The 15,128-nt window shown below is 71.5% G+C and carries 9 protein-coding genes, 2 tRNA genes and 1 other RNA gene; 3 read left to right on the top strand and 9 right to left on the bottom strand.

What is annotated here, in order from left to right; genetic code table 11:
* The first annotated feature begins 20 nt into the window (after positions 1-20).
* Positions 21-93: transfer RNA gene (locus tag AB0959_RS11670), tRNA-Gly, on the top strand.
* A 98-nt stretch (positions 94-191) separates the two neighbouring features.
* On the opposite strand, the gene AB0959_RS11665 is transcribed toward AB0959_RS11670, so the two are convergent.
* The 6 genes from AB0959_RS11665 to ffs all read right to left on the bottom strand — a co-directional run bounded on the left by AB0959_RS11665 (position 192) and on the right by ffs (position 9,868).
* Complete coding sequence (locus AB0959_RS11665; RefSeq protein ID WP_366826161.1) at positions 192-1,145, bottom strand: phosphoribosylaminoimidazolesuccinocarboxamide synthase; 954 nt, start codon at positions 1,143-1,145, stop codon at positions 192-194.
* Between the two features lie 108 nt (positions 1,146-1,253).
* The gene (locus AB0959_RS11660) at positions 1,254-2,792 is read right to left on the bottom strand and encodes a N,N-dimethylformamidase beta subunit family domain-containing protein (RefSeq protein WP_366826160.1); all 1,539 of its coding nucleotides are present in this window, start codon (positions 2,790-2,792) and stop codon (positions 1,254-1,256) included.
* A gap of 367 nt (positions 2,793-3,159) precedes the next feature.
* The gene (locus AB0959_RS11655) at positions 3,160-5,088 is read right to left on the bottom strand and encodes a hypothetical protein (protein WP_366826215.1); all 1,929 of its coding nucleotides are present in this window, start codon (positions 5,086-5,088) and stop codon (positions 3,160-3,162) included.
* A 400-nt stretch (positions 5,089-5,488) separates the two neighbouring features.
* A complete protein-coding gene (purD, locus tag AB0959_RS11650; protein ID WP_366826158.1) occupies positions 5,489-6,754 on the bottom strand; it encodes a phosphoribosylamine--glycine ligase in 1,266 nt (421 codons plus the stop codon).
* Between the two features lie 167 nt (positions 6,755-6,921).
* Positions 6,922-9,525 carry a DNA polymerase III subunit gamma and tau gene (locus AB0959_RS11645; RefSeq protein ID WP_366826157.1) on the bottom strand — a complete coding sequence of 868 codons (2,604 nt, stop codon included), beginning with the start codon at positions 9,523-9,525 and terminating at the stop codon, positions 6,922-6,924.
* Positions 9,526-9,771: 246 nt separating this feature from the next.
* Positions 9,772-9,868, bottom strand: an RNA gene (gene ffs / locus AB0959_RS11640) — signal recognition particle sRNA small type.
* A gap of 95 nt (positions 9,869-9,963) precedes the next feature.
* On the opposite strand from ffs, the gene AB0959_RS11635 reads away from it, so the two are divergent.
* A tRNA-Ser gene (locus tag AB0959_RS11635) sits at positions 9,964-10,051 on the top strand.
* 291 nt (positions 10,052-10,342) lie between these two features.
* The gene (locus tag AB0959_RS11630; RefSeq protein ID WP_366826156.1) at positions 10,343-11,764 is read left to right on the top strand and encodes a DUF234 domain-containing protein; all 1,422 of its coding nucleotides are present in this window, start codon (positions 10,343-10,345) and stop codon (positions 11,762-11,764) included.
* Positions 11,765-11,818: 54 nt separating this feature from the next.
* Here the strand turns inward: AB0959_RS11630 and gap are convergent, their stop codons facing one another.
* From gap to AB0959_RS11615, 3 genes are all read right to left on the bottom strand, one after another.
* Positions 11,819-12,823 carry a type I glyceraldehyde-3-phosphate dehydrogenase gene (gene gap, locus AB0959_RS11625; RefSeq protein WP_366826155.1) on the bottom strand — a complete coding sequence of 335 codons (1,005 nt, stop codon included), beginning with the start codon at positions 12,821-12,823 and terminating at the stop codon, positions 11,819-11,821.
* Between the two features lie 123 nt (positions 12,824-12,946).
* Positions 12,947-13,903, bottom strand: coding sequence for a helix-turn-helix domain-containing protein (locus tag AB0959_RS11620; protein ID WP_366826154.1), 957 nt, complete (start codon positions 13,901-13,903; stop codon positions 12,947-12,949).
* An 89-nt stretch (positions 13,904-13,992) separates the two neighbouring features.
* Complete coding sequence (locus tag AB0959_RS11615) at positions 13,993-15,078, bottom strand: FUSC family protein (RefSeq protein WP_366826153.1); 1,086 nt, start codon at positions 15,076-15,078, stop codon at positions 13,993-13,995.
* Positions 15,079-15,128: the final 50 nt, after the last annotated feature.

The raw sequence follows: 15,128 nt of genomic DNA, 5'->3' as shown, positions 1-15,128 counted from the left end.
CTCTCGCGCCACGGCGCAGTGCGGACGTAGCTCAGTTGGTAGAGCGCAACCTTGCCAAGGTTGAGGTCGCGAGTTCGAGCCTCGTCGTCCGCTCGCTTCACGAAGGCCCCGGTCATCTCGACCGGGGCCTTCGTCGTGCGGTCAGTCAGGGTCAGCGGTCCCGGGGCAGGGCCCGGGGGCAGGGCCTGCGGTCAGCTCCAGGTCGTGCCCGTCAGACGCTCGTACGCCTCGACGTACTTCGCGCGGGTCGCGGCCACGATCTCCTCGGGCAGGGGCGGCGGGGGCTCCTCGCCCGTGCGGTCCCAGCCGGAGGCCGGGGAGGTGAGCCAGTCCCGTACGAACTGCTTGTCGAAGGACGCCTGGGTGCGGCCCGGCTGCCACTGGTCGGCGGGCCAGAAGCGGGAGGAGTCGGGGGTGAGGACCTCGTCGGCGATGACCAGGGTGTCGCCCTCCCGTCGCCCACCACCACCCTCAACGGAGGCCCCTTGGGCCACAGCATTGGATTCGAAGCCGAACTCGAACTTCGTGTCCGCGAGGATGATGCCGCGCTCCCGGGCGATCTCACGGGCACGGTCGTAGACGGCGAGGGTCGCCTGGCGCAGCTGGGCTGCGGTGTCGGCGCCGACCTGGCGGGCGACCTCCTCGTAGGAGACGTTCTCGTCGTGGTCGCCGACCGCGGCCTTGGTGGCGGGGGTGAAGATCGGGGCGGGGAGTTCCGAGCCGTCGACGAGTCCTTCGGGCAGGGCGAGGCCGCAGACCGTGCGGGTCTCCTTGTACTCGGCGAGGCCCGAGCCCGTGAGGTACCCGCGGGCCACGCACTCCACGGGCACCATCCGCAGGGACTTGCAGACCAGGGTGCGGCCCTCCCAGTCGGCGGGCGCACCGGCCGGGAGGTCGGTGCTCAGGACGTGGTGCGGGACCAGGTCGGCGATCTGGTCGAACCACCACAGCGAGAGCTGGGTCAGGGCGCGGCCCTTGTCCGGGATCTCGGTCGGCAGCACCCAGTCGAAGGCGGACGTGCGGTCACTGGCGACCATCACGAGGTCGCCGGCCTCGTTCCGGTACAGCTCGCGCACCTTGCCGGTGTGCAGATGCACCAGGCCCGGCACCTGGATGGGCTCGGGCTTTTCTACGAATCCGGGCACGGTTCCTCCGCGTGGTGATGTCCAAGTGGCTCGATTCTCCCGTATGCGGGGGATCGGTCCAGCTGGGGGTCCACCCGGGTGCCCTCCCGGAGGGAGGACCGGAGGGGGTCATTCCCGCTTGCAGATGCGGTCCAGGAGGTTGGCCGTGGCTCGCTGGATACGGGTGTCGACATGGCCGGGGCGGTCGAGGGCCGGGGACCAGGCGAACGTTCCCGAAGCGAACACCCAGGCGCCGGAGGGAGCCCGGTAGAGGGAGGTCTCCTGGTGGCGGATGACGCCCTCGCTGTCCCGGTACGGCGAGTGCGCGAGAAGGATGCGGCCCTGGTGCTCGGGGAGCGGGGCGCGCGGGAAGTACCGGTCGGCCTCGCCGGCGACCATGCCCTCCAGTTCGTCGCCCTCCTGTGTGCCGGTCGCCTCCCACAGCCAGTGGTCCGCGTTGCGCACGACCAGCGGGTGGGGGTCGGGCACCCTCCCCTCGTACTGGATGCCGATCACTTCCTGCTCGGACCGGTCGATCTCGCGCCACAGTACGGGCCTGCCCGGTCCCTTTCGCTTGCGGCAGGTCAGCAGCCGGTCGGGGACGCCGGACGGGGACGGGGCCAGCTCCACCTGCCAGTACATGGTGTTGGCGGAGAGGAAGACGAGGGAGGTGCCCTGGTCACGGGCGAGTTCCACGGTGCGGCGCATGGCGTGCGACCAGTACTCGTCGTGCCCGGGGAAGACCAGGCCGCTGTAGCGGGTGGGGTCGACGCGGCCGGCGTGCAGGTCGCGGGCGTCGGCGTAGGCGAGGTCGTAGCCGTAGCGCTCGGCCCAGCGGATGAAGTCGTAGGCGTGGCCGACGTGGAGGGGCAGGCCCGCGCCCGCGTACGGGCGGTCGAAGGAGACCGTGGTCGCCGCGTCCGCCTCACCGAGGAGACGGCCGTCCTCGTCCCAGGCGTGGTACAGGCTGGCGCCGGTGCGGCCGTCCTCCGGGTACAGGTTGTACGCCTGCCAGGTCACGTCCGGCAGGACGAGGAGCAGGTCGGCCGGGTGGTTGTCGCGGATGGTGAACGGGACGTGCGAGCGGTAGCCGTCGGCGGTGGTGAGCACGGCCACGTACGCGCCGATCTTCCAGTTGGTCGGGACCTGCAGGCGCCAGGAGAGCCACCAGTGGTGACAGGAGACGGTGCGGTCGGCGGTGAGCGGCGGGTGCTGGACGATGCCGGACAGGCGCGGGCTGGTGGTGATCTTGCTGGCGCCGTCGCCCCCGTAGTGCCCGATCCGGTAGATGTCGACGCTGAACTCCTGGGGCGGGTCCACCGTGATGTGGAAGTCGATCGACTCACCGGGGACCGTGGCGCCGGTGGTCGTGAACCCCTTGATCTGGCGGCGCACGTCGTCGGCGGCGCGGGGGCCGTTGACGTGTTCGGGTTCCCTTCGGGGGCCGGGGACCCGGGGGCCCCTGGCTCCGCCGGCTCCTTTGCGGGGTGTGGAGCCGGACGGCGTGTGCTCGTCGGTCTGGTCGACGTACCAGGGGACGATCTGGCCACTGTCGTCGAAGTAGGTCTCGGCGCCCCGGAGCCAGGGGACGGGACCCTGGCCGAAGGGGTCCGTCACGGCGTGTGCGAGTGCGCCCGACTCCCAGCGGCGGATCTTCTCAGACCCCATACGTGCTCCCCTCCCTCGTGCCCCCGTTGTCCTGCGGTCCTGCGGTCCTGCGTTGTCCTGCGGTCCTGCGTTGTCCTGCGTTGGCCGTTCGTGGCGGCTGTTCGTCGTGCTTGTGGCGTGGTGATTGTGCGGGCGGTGCCTTTGGTGCCCCTGGTGCGTGGGTGGTGCTTGTGGCCGCCAGTGGTGCGGCCCGCGTGCGCCGATCCGTCTATGCCCGTGCCATGTGCTCGAACGATCCCAGCACATCACATTACGCACGCGCTCCGTCACCGTTCGTCGCGAATTGACGTGAACGGAACGTAGCGCTCCGCCCAAGGGTGGGGTTTCGCTTGCCGCGTGCGGGCGGTGGGGCGCGTTGTACTCGCGCTCAGACGAGGCGGACCGGCTTCTCCGGGCGGACGCCCAGGTGCCGGAGCCAGTCCCGGAGCGGGTCCGGGTCGCCGTCCTCGACGAGGGTCAGAACGCGGGGGGCGAGATCGACAGCTCGCTCGCCGTTGATCAGCAGGGACGGGCCGTCCAGCCAGTCCAGCCCCGGTGTCGCGCCTGCCGTGTCCATCGCGGCGCAGCACACCATCGCCGTGACGTGGTCGGCGAGGAGCTCGCGGCCCGTACGAGGGGGTTGCAGGGGGAAGAGCGGCAGTATGTCGTCCCACAGGGCTCGGTCCGGGCCCTGCGGTTCCGCCGCGCCGCCGGGCACCGGCTGCGTACCCGCCGACGCCTCTTCCCGGGCCACCTCGGCGCTCAGCCCGGCCGCCAGCGCGGCCGCCTGCTCGCTGCGGAGGCCCGGCTCGCCCGGCTCGTCTCTCAGGCCCCCCAGGCCCCCCAGGCCCGCGTCCGCCTTGTCCGCCTCGTCCGCCGGTGTCTGTGTCTGTGTCTGTGTCTGTGTCGGCGTTGTGCCTGTGGTTCCGGGGGTGGTGGGGGTGGGTTCATCGGGGGTGGGCTCAAGGGGCGGTCTCGGCTCGGCTCCGCGGGCCGTCAGGTGGTTCAGCACGCGGGCCAGGGTCGGCCCGCCGGGCCGGGGCTCCCCCGAGTGCGCCGCGTGCCGGACTCCGAGGGCGTCCAGGACACGGTGGAGCCGGGCCGCGTCCGTGCGCCACTTCCGGTCGACGACCTCGTCGGGGTACTCGCGCCAGTCCACCGGTGCCCAGTCGGGCCCGCACTCGGCGGGGCCGCCGTGGAAGAGGCGGGCGGCGAGCAGGGACGCGGCCTCGTCGACCACGCCGGGTTCCTCCAGGAGGTCGCAGGCCGGACGCTCACCCAGCCGGGAGGCGAAACCCTCGGCCAGGCGGTCGCGACGGGACAGCTCCGTGAGCGCCGCCACGACACCCGCGTCGAGACGGGACGGCCAGCGGCCCATGCGCCAGGCGGGCAGCGCGACCCGGGTGAGCAGCCGGTCCCAGCCCGCGTACGCGAGGCCGACCTGCTCCTGGGCGACGATCCGCAGACCGTAGTCCACAGCCTGTGCACGCTCGGCCGCCGCTGCCGCCACGCCCCGCTCCATCTCGGCGGCATGACCGCGGCAACCGCGCAGCAGCAGGCGGGCCACCCACCCCACACCGGTCAGCACCGTCCGGACCAGGGGGCCCCGTTCAGGTGCCGTCGTCACCGCCACGGCAGCGTCCAGCCCTCGTACGAAACGGCGGGCGGCGGCTATGTCCGGGTGGGCCGACGGCCCCGTACCCGCGACGACCGGAGCGAGGACGGCGCGCAGTTCCCCGACCCGCATCCACCACAGGAAGGGGGAGCCGATCACGAGCACGGGTGCGGTGGGCTCACCGCGCCGGCCGTGCGTCGTCGTATCCCTGCCGCTTCCGTCGCTGAAGACCGAGATGCCGTCCTCTGCGCCTCCCAGGCCGGTCCCACCCCCGCGCTCACGCGCCGACGGCGGGCCGTGCGAGCGGTGGGTGCGGTCCTCCAGCCAGCTGTCGCAGTCAGGGGTGAGCGCTATCGCGGAGGGTGCCGGGACGTCGAGCCGGTCGGCCAGGTCCCGCACCAGGCGGTACAGGTCGGGTGCCGACTCCTCGGCGACCGGGACCGTGGGGCTCGTGGCGGGCCTCGCACGGGCGACGACGAGCGCGATGCCCGCGGCACAGAGGAGGACGACAACCGCCAGCACCGCCATGATCCAGCGCGTCACCGGCCAGCCGGCGCCGGTGATGTGGCCGGTGCTCCCGCCGACGAACAGCACGACGGCGACGGCCGCGGGCAGGAGGGCTACGGCCACCGCCCGGCTGCGGACGCGCAGCACGGCGAGGGCCCGGGAACGCGCGGCCTGCGCGCCGACCTCCACACCCATACCGGTCACGACCGGCCGTCACCCCCAACCGTCCCGACTGTCTCGTGCACCGTCCCAACCGTCCCGACTGTCTCGTGCACCGCGCCTACCGTCCCCACCGTCCCGTGCACCGCACGGCGCCCGCCGTGACGGTGTACGTCACCGCGCTCGCCTCCGGATGGCCTGGCGTTGCTCACTCCCCCACTGTGGCACCCGCCACTGACACCGCAATGCCGGGTGGGCCAAGTGCCGGACTGCTTGCGCCGCACCCTAGTTGGGGCGTTTGGGCCACGTCAGCCGGATGGGCCATCGGTCACTCGATGGAATGGCTCTGGGGAGAGGTGGATGACGCTGAGCAAGCATGGGGCCCCGGATTCCCAGAGGGAACCGGGGCCCAGGAGCGGGGAGGGAACACCCAGGGTCACGCGGCCCCGTGCGCTCCGGCCGCGGCTTTCGCCGCGATGTCGGTCCGGTGTTGCGAACCGTCGAGCCCGATGCGCCCGACCGCCGCGTACGCCCGCTCGCGCGCCTCGGTCAGGTCCTCGCCGACCGCCGTGACGGACAGCACCCGGCCGCCCGCGCTCACCACGGCGTCACCGTCGCGCTTGGTGCCGGCGTGCAGGACGTACGCCTGCGGGGCGTCCTGGGCCGCCACCTCGTCGAGCCCGGTGATCGGGTCGCCGGTGCGCGGGGTGCCGGGGTAGTTGTGCGAGGCCACGACCACGGTGACGGCCGCGTCGTCGCTCCAGCGGAGGGGTTCGAGGTCGGCGAGAGTGCCGTTCGCGGCGGCGAGCAGGACGCCGGCCAGCGGGGTCTTCAGGCGGGCCAGGACCACCTGGGTCTCGGGGTCGCCGAAGCGGGCGTTGAACTCGATGACCCGTACGCCACGACTCGTGATCGCCAGACCCGCGTACAGCAGGCCGGAGAACGGCGTGCCGCGGCGCCGCATCTCGTCGACCGTCGGCTGCAGCACGGTCTGCAGAACCTCGTCGACCAGTTTCGGGTCGGCCCAGGGGAGCGGGGAGTACGCGCCCATGCCACCGGTGTTCGGGCCTTCGTCGCCGTCCAGGGCTCGCTTGAAGTCCTGCGCGGGCTGGAGCGGGAGGACGGTCTCGCCGTCGGTGATCGCGAACAGCGAGACCTCGGGCCCGTCGAGGTACTCCTCGATCACGACGCGCTCACAGGCGTTCGCGTGGGCCGTGGCCTGCTCGATGTCGCTGGTGACGACGACGCCCTTGCCCGCGGCGAGGCCGTCGTCCTTCACGACGTACGGCGCGCCGAAGGCGTCGAGGGCCTCCTCGACCTCGGCGGGTGTCGTGCACACGTACGAACGGGCTGTGGGCACGGCCGCTCCCGCCATCACCTCCTTGGCGAAGGCCTTGGAACCCTCCAGCTGGGCGGCTTCCTTGGAGGGACCGAAGCAGGGGATGCCCGCCTCGCGCACGGCGTCGGCGACACCGGCGACGAGCGGAGCCTCCGGCCCCACGACGACCAGTTCGGCGCCGAGCTCCGTGGCCAACGCGGCCACCGCCCCGCCGTCCAGGGCGTCGACCTGGTGCAGCTCGGCCACCTCCGCGATGCCCGCGTTGCCGGGGGCGCAGTGCAGGGCGGTGACATCGTGGTCGAGGGACAGGGAACGGCACAGGGCGTGTTCGCGGGCGCCGCTACCGATGACGAGGACCTTCACGGGGTCAGCCTATCCGGCCCGGGAGGCTGTCCTTGTGGGGGATGCCGAAGGCGGTGGGGCGGGAGGCTTGTGGGTTCGTCCTAAGGAACCTGAGATTCCGGTACGAGGGACCACTCCGTACGTCAGTGGTCCTCGCACTTCAGCGGCCCTCGCACTTCAGCGGTCCGCTACTCGTTGGTGAACTCCTCCACCACCGTCGCGCCCAGCTCCCGCACGATCAGCTCGTGCCCGGAGAGGGCGGACTCGTCGAGGTCGGGATCGTCGTCCTCGGGAATGTCGTCCTCGGGCGAGATGTGCGCAGGCTCCGGAGCCGGGCGGGATGGCGGGGGCGCCGACGCGGTGGCCGGGGCCGGTCTGCCCTCCCCCGCGGCGGACCCCGGGCCCGACTGGGACGACGGGCGCGATGCCGGTGGCTGGCCCTGTGCCGGTGCCGGTGCCGAGGACTGGGGCGACGAGGAGGGCGCCCCGCCATATCCGCCTCCGCCACCACCGCCACCGGCTCCGCCATAGGAGCCGTAACCACCCGGGCCGCTCGCTCCGGCCGCTCCGCCGTAACCACCCGGGCCTGCCGAACCACCCGCAGGACCCGGCATCGGCGCCGAGCCGCCCGACGGATCGACAACCGCCTCGATCTTCCATTGGACGTTGAACTGCTCGGACAGCGCCTGCCGCAGCACGTCCTCGCTGCCGCTGCTCGCGAAGTTGTCCCGGGCCCCGGCGTTGACGAACCCGATCTGCAGGGTGGTGCCGTCGAAACCGGCCACCTGGGCGTTCTGGCTGAGCAGGATCCAGGTGAACCGGCGGCGGTTCTTCACCGCCTCCAGGATGTTCGGCCAGAGCATGCGGGGGTCGAGCCCACCGGCGGCGGGAGCGGAAGCGGGGGGCGTGGCGCTCGGGGGCGTGGAGGCGGGGCCGGGAGCAGGAGCGGGAGCAGGAGCGGGAGCCGCTGGCGGCCGACCCCCCTGACCGCCCTGAGCGCCGCTGCCTCCTTGTGCCTGCGCCCCGCCGCGCCCCCCACCCGCAGGGGCCGCCGTCGGCCAGCCACCGGGCCGCCGACCGCCACCCGCGGGGGCAGCGGTGGGCCAGGCGCCGGGAGCGGCAGGAGCGGACGAAACGGAAGGAGTGGCAGGAGCAGAAGGTGCGGAAGGAGCGGAAGGAGCGGAAGGCTGCTCGGCGGCCGGCGCGTGCCCCGGTGCCGCAGCGGGCGCCCCCGCACCAGGGCCTGTGTCGGCTCCCGCGGGCGCGGGGGGCTCCACGGCAGCGGCCGGAGCCCCGGCCCCGGCGGGCCCGCCGCCCTGCTGCCGCACCTGCCCCGCCCCGGTACCGACACCAGCCGCGCCGACTCCGCCGACTGCACCGGGCCCCCCGGTTCCCCCGGTTCCCCCGGCCGACCGCACCGCCGCACGAGCCGCCGCAGGCCCGCCCCCGGGCGGAACCACAGGCTCGACTCCAGCCGGAGCGGCACCCTGTGCGCCGTGAGCGCCCTGAGCGCCCTGTGCGCCGTGAGCACCCTGAACAGCGGGCCCTCCGGCAGGCGCCGCCCCCGCGAACCCATGGGTGTCGGGCCCGGGCACGTATCCCATGGCGGGCCCGGCCCCGCCCCCGGAGAAGTTCACACCGCGCTCGATACGGTCGAGGCGGGCCATGACGGAACGCTCGTCGCCGTACGCCGCGGGCAGCATCACGCGCGCACAGATGAGCTCCAACTGCAGCCGGGGCGAGTTCGCCCCCCGCATCTCGGTCAACCCCTCATTGACGAGATCGGCGGCCCGGCTGAGCTCGGCGGCGCCGAAGACCCCCGCCTGTGCCTGCATCCGCTCCACGACATCGGCGGGCGCGTCGATGAGTCCCTTCTCGGCCGCGTCAGGAACGGCAGCGAGGATCACCAGATCCCGCAACCGCTCCAGCAGATCCGCGACGAACCGCCGCGGATCGTTCCCACGCTCGATGACCCGGTCCACGACCTCGAAGGCGGCGGCACCGTCCCCGGCCGCGAACGCCTCGACGACGGAGTCGAGCAAGGACCCGTCCGTATATCCCAGCAGCGACGTGGCCATGGCATACGTGACACCGTCCTCAGCGGCCCCCGCCAGCAACTGGTCCATGACGGACATCGAGTCACGCACGGACCCGGCCCCGGCCCGCACGACGAGCGGAAGCACCCCCTCCTCAACGGGGATCTTCTCCCGCCCGCACACATCGGCGAGGTAGTCCCGCAAGGTGCCGGGCGGCACGAGCCGGAACGGATAGTGGTGCGTACGCGACCGAATGGTCCCGATGACCTTCTCGGGCTCGGTGGTCGCGAAGATGAACTTCAGATGCTCCGGCGGCTCCTCGACCACCTTCAACAGCGCGTTGAATCCCGCCGACGTGACCATGTGGGCCTCGTCGATGATGTAGATCTTGTACCGGCTGCCCGCCGGCCCGAAGAACGCCTTCTCCCTCAGCTCACGGGCGTCGTCCACACCACCGTGCGACGCGGCGTCGATCTCGATCACGTCGATCGAGCCCGGTCCGTTCCGCGCGAGGTCCTGGCACGACTGGCACTGACCACAGGGCGTCGGCGTGGGCCCCTGCTCGCAGTTCAGACACCGGGCGAGAATCCGCGCACTGGTCGTCTTCCCGCACCCGCGCGGACCGCTGAACAGGTACGCGTGATTGACCCGGTTGTTCCGCAGCGCCTGCTGCAGCGGATCAGTGACATGCCCCTGTCCGATGACCTCGGCGAACGACTCCGGGCGATAGCGGCGGTACAGCGCGAGAGACGACACGCATACGAGGTTATAGCCGCCTACTGACAACCCGCCCCGCCCAGGGCCCACCCCGGAAACCACCGCAGGTCAGCCCCTCACCGAGGCTCCTGCCGAGCCCCCTGAGGCAGGCCTCGCCCGCGACTGCCCGGGCATCCTCGGAAGCCCAGGCGCGCGAAGCAGACGACAAGCCCACGGGAAGCAGACGACAAGACGGGGGCAGGCCCCTGAGGGACCCGACGAAGACCCGAAACCGAAAGCCCCGAAACGAAAGACCCCCCACGCACCCGCCAGAGCCAACCTACCCTTGCTGCCTTCCGGCCCTGGGGGAGTTCAGTCAGATAGCGCCGCGTGAGGGGCTGACCCCAGCCTACCCGATCCACGGGCCCCACCCGTCCCCCCTCCCCCGCCCTCGAACGAGTTCGCAAGCACTCCTCGACGTCATGTAATGTTTCCGGCGGAGGATTCGCCTAGAGGCCTAGGGCGCACGCTTGGAAAGCGTGTTGGGGGCAACCCCTCACGAGTTCGAATCTCGTATCCTCCGCCAGTGCCTCACCGGGCACGATGTCGAAGGGCCCCACCGTTCGCGGTGGGGCCCTTCGACGTTGTCCGTCTCAATTGCCTTCTCAGTCGGTGTTCGGGCTCAGCGACCCACCGATCGGCACGCAGCCGTGCCGGTACTTGGGCCGGAGACGGCGGCATGGTGAGCGGTGTCGGCCGAACTGCCGGAGCCCTGCGTCTTCCGGTTGAAGCGCGCCCGGCACTCGGGCTCCAGCCCGCAGATAGTATCGGCGGAGATAGTATCCCTGTCGATACTATCTCCATCGGGAGGTCGGAGATGCGTCGCTTCATCGGGCGGGACCGTGAGCTGCGTGTGCTCGGCAACGCTTTGCAGGCGGTTCAGGATGCCGTCGGATCGGCGAAGCCGGGGCAGTGTGTCCTCATGCGGGGGAGACGGCGGGTGGGCAAGTCCAGCCTCGTCGAGGAGTTCCTCCGGCGGACCGAGACGCCGTACCTCTTTTTCACCGCGGCCGGCGGCACGGCGGAGGACGAGTTGTCGGAGCTGCTCGACACCGTTGCCAGATCCACCCTGCCGGAGCGGAGACTGTTCGCGGAGGAAACCCCCGATCAGTGGAACGCAGCGTTCAGGCTCCTTGCGGAGATCCTGCCCGACGACACCCCCAGCGTCGTCGTCATCGACGAGGTTCCGTATCTCATGGACCGCGTCGACGCCTTCGAGGGCATGCTTCAGCGGGCATGGGACCGGCTGCTCAGCCGCAAGCCCGTGCTCCTCCTCCTGGTCGGATCCGATCTGTCGATGATGGAGGCGCTGAACAGCTACGACCGCCCCTTCCACCAGCGGGGCCGGGAAATGATCGTGGGGCCGCTGAACCCCGCCGACATCGGCGAGATGCTCGGCCTGTCACCGGCAGCCGCGTTCGACGCCGCTCTGATCACGGGAGGGCTCCCTCTGATCTGCGCCGAGTGGCGGGCCGGAGGGGACGTCTGGGAGTTTCTCCGCGACTCGCTGGACAACCCGATCTCGGCACTGCTGGTCTCCGCCGAACGCTCCCTGGCCGCGGAGTTCCCACCGCGGGCGATGAGCAGGGAGGTCCTGCGTGCCATCGGATCCGGGGAGCGAACCTTCACCAACATCGCGCGCGCGGCCGGCGGCATCGCCCACACCACGCTCACCCGAGCCACTGACGTCCTGACCGAGAAACGGGTCGTGGCCGCCGAGCTGCCCCTCTCACCGCGGCCGTCGAAGGAACGCCGCTACCGCGTGGCCGACCCCTACCTGCGGTTCTGGCTCGCGTTTCTGGATCCGCACATGGCGGAGATCGAGCGGATGCGGGGAGATCTCACACTGAGCCGGATCAAGGAGCGGTGGACGAGCTGGCGTGGCCGCGCGATCGAGCCCCTGGTCCGGGAATCCCTCGCCCGCCTCCTTCCGGACGGGCTCCTGCCCGCTGCCCCGGCGATCGGCGGGTACTGGACCCGCAGCAACGACGTCGAAATCGACTTGGTGGGCGCCGACCGACAGCCGGTGGCCAGGCAGTTGCTCTTTCTCGGCTCGGTCAAGTGGCTGGAGAACTCCGCGTTCGACAGCCACGACCTGGCCGCGCTGCAGAAGCACCGGGCAGCGATCACCGACGAGCCGGTACCGCTCGTGGCGGTCTCCCGCAGCGGGATCGGTTGTTCCGGCCTTCAGGCGGTGTACGGCCCCGAGGAGCTGCTCAGCGCTTGGCGCAGAGTGTGAGCAGGAACTGAGCCCTGGTTGGCGGATGGCGGGGGCGACCGCCCTCGGTCCCCGTCAGCGGGTGGCGAGGAGCTTGAGAGTGTCGATCACGCGGTTCGAGAAGCCCCACTCGTTGTCGTACCAGGCGACCACCTTGACGTGGCGGCCGTCGACGCGGGTGAGGGCCGAGTCGAAGATCGACGAGGCCGGGTTGCCCGTGATGTCGGACGACACGAGCGGGTCGTCCGAGTACTCGAGGATGCCGGCGAGCGGGCCCTCCGCCGCGGCGCGGTACGCCGCCAGCACATCGTCGCGCGTCACGTCGCGGGCGACGGTCGTGTTGAGTTCGACGATCGAGCCCACCGGAACCGGCACGCGGATCGAGTCGCCCGACAGCTTGCCGTCGAGGTTCAGCAGCACGTGGCCGATCGCCTTGGCGGCGCCCGTCGTGGTCGGCACGATGTTGACGGCGGCGGCGCGGGCGCGGCGGGCGTCGCGGTGCGGGCCGTCCTGCAGGTTCTGCTCCTGCGTGTAGGCGTGCACCGTCGTCATGAAGCCGTGCTCGATGCCCGCGAGGTCGTCGAGCACCGCGGCCAGCGGCGCGAGCGCGTTGGTCGTGCACGAGGCGTTCGAGACGATCGTGTGCATGTCCGGGTCGTACGCGTCGGTGTTGACCCCGTACGCGAGCGTGACGTCGGCGCCGTCCGACGGCGCGCTGACGAGTACCTTCTTCGCGCCGGCGTCCAGGTGGGCGCGGGCGGCCTTCGCCGAGGTGAAGCGGCCGGTGGCTTCCAGGACGATGTCGACGCCGAGTTCGGCCCACGGCAGCTGCGCCGGTTCGCGCTCGGCGAGCACCGTGATGCGACGGCCGTCGACGACGAGGACGTCCCCCTCGGCGGTCACCGGGCGACCGAGCCGGCCGGCCGTCGAGTCGTAGGCGAGCAGCCGGGCGAGGGTGGCGGGCTCCGTGAGGTCGTTGACGGCGACGATGTCGAGGCCGCTGTCGCTGTCGCGTTCGAGCAGTGCGCGCAGCACATTGCGTCCGATGCGGCCGAATCCGTTGATGGCGATGCGAGTCATGAGCGGTGTCCCTTCGGTCCCTGCGGGTCGCCACCAGCGTCGCGTGCGGCATCCGCCCGTGACAGCGGCGTGATCGCCATGGTTCAAAAGGATCGCGCCACGAACGCGCCTCGCGGCTGCGGGCTACTCGCCCCGGGCGAAAGTGCGCCGGTACTCGCTCGGCGTGGTGCCGAGGATGCGCTGGAAGTGCAGCCGCAGATTCGCACCGGTGCCCAGACCGACGTCGGCGGCGATCTGCTCCACGCTCCGTTCCGAACGCTCGAGCAGCTCACGGGCGACGTCGATGCGGGCACGCATGACCCACTGCATCGGTGTGTACCCCGTGTCCTCGACGAAGCGCCGCGACAACGTACGCGGCGAGACCCCCGCATGCCCCGCGAGCAGCTCCAGGGTGAGGGGCTCGCCGAGCCGGTGCAGCGCCCACTCGCGGGTGGCGGCGAACCGCTCGCCGAGCGGCTCGGGCACGCTGCGCGGCACGTACTGCGCTTGACCGCCGCTGCGGTAGGGGGCCGCGACCAGGCGCCGGGCCGCGTGGTTCGACGCGGCCACTCCGAGGTCGCCGCGCAGTATGTGCAGGCACAGGTCGATGCCCGAGGCGGCGCCCGCCGACGTCAGTACGCTGCCCTCGTCGACGAACAGGACGTTCTCGTCGATCCGGACGAGCGGATGCTTCGCCGCGAGCGCCCGCGAGTAGTGCCAGTGCGTCGTGGCGCGTCTGCCGTCGAGCAGGCCCGTGGCGGCGAGCGCGAAGGCGCCCGTCGAGATGGCGGCGAGCCGCGTGCCCCGGGCGTGGGCTGCGACGAGCGCGTCGACGACGGCCTGCGGCGGGTCGTCGCGGTCCGGGAACCGGTAGCCGGGGATGAAGACGATGTCGGCCCACGCAAGCGCGTCAAGGCCGTGGGCGACGTAGTACGACAGGCCGTCGCCGCCGGTCACGAGACCAGGTTCCGCCCCGCACACGCGCACCTCGTACGGCATGCTCGCGCGGGTCGTGAACACCTGCGCGGGAATGCCGACATCGAGCGGCTTCGCACCCACGAGCACGAGGACGGCGACGCGATGCAGGCGGGAGGACGGCACGGGGACAGGGTACGAGGGGTACGGGGCTGGACCTTTGTCCCACCGGTTGCTCTTTCTCGGCTCGGTCAAGTGGCGGGAGAACTCCGGCGTCAGGCCTGCCGTGGTCGCGCCGCGGCCCTGTGTCTGGCGAACAGGCCCGCCAGCAGCATGACGAGCAGGCTGATCCCGATGCCGCACAACGTCCACAGCACCCGGTAGCCCTCGGCGGAATAGTGGGAGGGCTGCGGAAGGTCCACCAGGATGAGCACTCCCGCGGCGATGGCGGCGCTGTAGAGCGTGTAGTTCCAGAATCGGGCCGCCGCCCCGTGCATCAGCAGGACGAGCACCACCACTTCGAGTCCGCGTTCCACCGCGAACAGTTTGAGTCCGTGTTCGCTCGCGGGCACCAGCAACAGCAACATGGCCACAACGGCGCCGATGCCCGCTCCGACAAGGCGCTGTGCGCTGATGAGCGTGGCCTGCTCCAGGCTCGGCCTCATCGCGATGATGGCCGCGATCGAGATCCAGTAGCCGTACGACAGGTCCAGCCCGAACGCGAGTGCGATGGTGCCGGCGATGACCAGGGCGCGGATCAGCGCGAACAGGGCCATGGGGCGGGTCAGCTTCTTTCGCGACGTGTCACCCGGGAGCTCCGAGAAGGGCTGGGACTGGTCGGCCCGTCCGCGCAGCAGCCACCAGATGAACGTCACCACGACCCACAGCGCCGACCCTCCGGTCCAGGCGAGCACCTGGGCCCAGGTGTAGCTGGTGATGTGGGCGTGCTGGTGAAGGCTGGACTCGACGCCGATGGCGACGATGAACCAGACGTTGAGAAGCAGGGCCTTGACGAATCTGCGCACCCCGAACGCGGCGGCCAGCCCGGCCGCCAGCGTGACCAGGAACGTCGCGAGCACCAGCCAGCCCCAGGCGTCCGCTCCGATGCCGAACCCCAGCGCGGTCACCCCGGCGCCCATCAGCGCGAAGACTGTGATGTCGAACGCGCGGTGCCCGTAGCCGCCCCCCGGGTCGCCCAGCGCCGCGAACAGCAGACCGAACAACGCGCTGAGCAGGTACTGCTCGTACCCGATCGCCCAGAAGACGAACAGCGGCACCAGCCCGACGTCGAGGAACGCCACCGCTCGCGGCCAGTTGAGTCCTGCGGGGTTGAGCTCGAACAGCTTCGACAGCCAGCTCATGACCTTCCCGCCGCGAACGGGCTGTCCTTCTCGTTCGGTCGCACCGCCCA

It is taken from the genome of Streptomyces sp. NPDC046862 (assembly GCF_040704615.1).
GTDB lineage: Bacteria > Actinomycetota > Actinomycetes > Streptomycetales > Streptomycetaceae > Streptomyces.
This window is presented reverse-complemented; position numbering and strand designations above follow the sequence as displayed.

Excerpts from the sequence above, each read along its gene's own strand:
- AB0959_RS11660 (WP_366826160.1), bottom strand. The coding sequence starts at position 2,792 with ATGGGGTCTGAGAAGATCCGCCGCTGGGAGTCGGGCGCACTCGCACAC.
- AB0959_RS11655 (WP_366826215.1), bottom strand. The coding sequence starts at position 5,088 with ATGGGTGTGGAGGTCGGCGCGCAGGCCGCGCGTTCCCGGGCCCTCGCC.
- AB0959_RS11630 (WP_366826156.1), top strand. The coding sequence starts at position 10,343 with ATGCGTCGCTTCATCGGGCGGGACCGTGAGCTGCGTGTGCTCGGCAAC.
- gap (WP_366826155.1), bottom strand. The coding sequence starts at position 12,823 with ATGACTCGCATCGCCATCAACGGATTCGGCCGCATCGGACGCAATGTG.
- AB0959_RS11615 (WP_366826153.1), bottom strand. The coding sequence starts at position 15,078 with ATGAGCTGGCTGTCGAAGCTGTTCGAGCTCAACCCCGCAGGACTCAAC.